Source organism: Streptomyces sp. DI166, from assembly GCF_900091315.1.
Classification (GTDB): domain Bacteria; phylum Actinomycetota; class Actinomycetes; order Streptomycetales; family Streptomycetaceae; genus Streptomyces; species Streptomyces fuscus.
Window position 1 is genome coordinate 1 of sequence record NZ_FLSP01000219.1, and the last position, 1,969, is coordinate 1,969.

Consider the following 1,969-nt stretch of genomic DNA (forward strand, 5'->3'; position numbering starts at 1 on the left):
ACAGCGTCGACGTCATGGCTGGCGTGATCGGTGTCGCACCAGCAGGCCACGTTCACCGCCGCGTCGACCGCGAGCTGGCCGAAGTCGGTCCACACGACTTGGAGCAGGAACTCCAGCTGATCGCCCCCGTCCGCATGCTCGATGACGTCCAGGCCAAGCACGATGGGCGTCCACGGCTGCGGGCCCGGGAAGACCACGTGATCCAGTGCCCACTCCCACTCAGCCTTGTCTCCGTGCGCGCGAGCCGCATCAACTGCGCGGGCGGTTTGTTCCAGGGATTCCACGTCGGCAGGCGACAGGCGGGGGAAGAGCGTGGTCAATGGGACATCGTCGAAGGCGCCTCGCATGAGCCGATCATGCGTTCTCTCCGCCTCCAACGACAAGGGCCCACCGCCCTGACCTTTCCCACCACACAGGGCATCCTGACGATCACCAAGCTGAGCACGTTCATCCGTACCTGGCTGAGCACTTCAACGAGTACGCCGACAACTCCCGAAGCAGCACGACCCACCATCCCGATGGCGAACCCGGACGTCATCCCGATGCGCCGCAGCTGAACAAACGCAGGTCACTGACCCCGCCGACCCTCTGGGCGGCGGGGTCAGTCTGCGTCAGCGAGGAAGGCGCTGATGTTGTTCCACATGAAAGCGTCCTTCCACTCAGGGCGGCCTTCGGCCCAGCCGCTCAAGGCGGCGGTCACCTTCTCCTGAGAGATCGTCCGGGTCTGATAGTGCTCCGCCGCGGTCCCGTCGCGGAATTCAAGCTGGTAGGTGTTGTCGTTCCTCAGCCACACCTGGACATACCAGTCACCATCCGCCTCATCGTCGATGCGCTCGACGATGACGAAGGCGTTGCCCCGGCCGAGGTTCGCCACCATCCGGCTCAACGCTGACGACTTCGGGTTCCCCACACGCCGACCATGTTCATCTCTCGCTTGCAGCATGCCCCGATCATCACCCACGGGTCTGACACGGGTCGAAGAGCAACCAGTCGTACTCAGCCTCGCTCACCACTGCCCTCAGTTGGTTCACTTCGCGAACCAACTGAGGCGAAGAGCGGGTCTGAGGAAAATTCGAGATCCCCATCACCGTGGAGTCTTCCGCTGGAGGACCGGGCTCTGTTGGTCGCGGCCTACTGGCGAACGAACCTCACGATGCGGCAGCTCGCCCCACTGTTCGGGGTGTCCAAAGTCGGCGGCCGACCGGATCATCGACCACCTCGGGCCGATGCTCGTCCTCCAGCCCCGCAAACGATTCGCGAAGGACACCGTGCTCATCGTGGACGGAACTCTCGTCCCCACCCGCGACCACACCATCGCCGAGCGGTCGAAGAACTACAGGTAATCCGCCAACCACTAGGTCGTCATCGACGCCGACACCCGCCTGGTCGTCGTGGTCGGTCGGCCGCTCGCCGGGAACCGCAACGGCTGCAAGGCATGGGTGGAATCCGGTGCCAAGGCCGCCGTCGGCAAGACCACCACGATCGCCGACGGCGGCCTGGTCGAGCAGCTGGGTGCCGGCCACGGAGTCCTGGACGCTGGCCGCGGTGACCAGCACCGCGAGCAGGAGACCGATCGTGTCGGTCACGATGCTCCGCTTCCGGCCGACGATCTTCTTGCCCGCGTCCGTGCCCTGACTCGAGGCGGGGACGCTGGTGGAGGTCTTGACGCTCTGTGCGTCGAGCACGCAGGCCGACGGGGTCGCGTTCCGGCCCTCCTGCTGCCGCACTAACTCCCTCAGCAGGCCGTTGAGCTGGGCGAATACGCCGTCCTTCTGCCACTTGGCGAAGTAGCCGTAGACCGTCTCCCAGGGCGGGAAGTCGTGCGGCAGGCGCCACTGCACCCCGGTGCGGTCCACGTACAAGATCGCGTCCATGATCTCGCGAAGGTCATGGACGGGTGGCCGCCCGAAGTCCAGAGCCCGGCCGCGGCGCTCGAAGCGCCAGGCTGCCAGGACCGGCTGGATCAACT

2 protein-coding genes and 3 pseudogenes are annotated in these 1,969 nt (G+C 65.6%); 2 read left to right on the forward strand and 3 right to left on the reverse strand.

The genetic code is table 11. From position 1 onward, the window contains the following. A pseudogene (locus GA0115233_RS41565) lies at window positions 1-320 on the reverse strand (hypothetical protein); the annotation flags it as partial. 36 nt (window positions 321-356) lie between these two features. Here GA0115233_RS41565 and GA0115233_RS41570 point away from each other — a divergent pair. Continuing rightward, window positions 357-557 (forward strand): hypothetical protein, encoded by a 201-nt coding sequence (locus tag GA0115233_RS41570; RefSeq protein ID WP_218063645.1) that lies wholly within the window; start codon window positions 357-359, stop codon window positions 555-557. Window positions 558-601: 44 nt separating this feature from the next. Here the strand turns inward: GA0115233_RS41570 and GA0115233_RS39900 are convergent, their stop codons facing one another. Beyond that, window positions 602-910, reverse strand: a complete 309-nt coding sequence (locus GA0115233_RS39900; protein WP_255310523.1) for a hypothetical protein — start codon at window positions 908-910, stop codon at window positions 602-604. A 177-nt stretch (window positions 911-1,087) separates the two neighbouring features. Between GA0115233_RS39900 and GA0115233_RS39905 the strand changes: the two are divergent. After that, a pseudogene (locus tag GA0115233_RS39905) lies at window positions 1,088-1,496 on the forward strand (transposase family protein); the annotation flags it as partial. Here GA0115233_RS39905 and GA0115233_RS39910 read toward each other — a convergent pair. Next, window positions 1,497-1,967 (reverse strand): annotated as a pseudogene (locus GA0115233_RS39910) (IS5 family transposase); the annotation flags it as partial. Between the last annotated feature and the right edge of the window lie 2 nt (window positions 1,968-1,969).

What these genes read in the sequence shown, in the direction of transcription:
- GA0115233_RS41570 (WP_218063645.1), top strand. Translation starts at nt 357, where the DNA reads ATGCGTTCTCTCCGCCTCCAACGACAAGGGCCCACCGCCCTGACCTTT.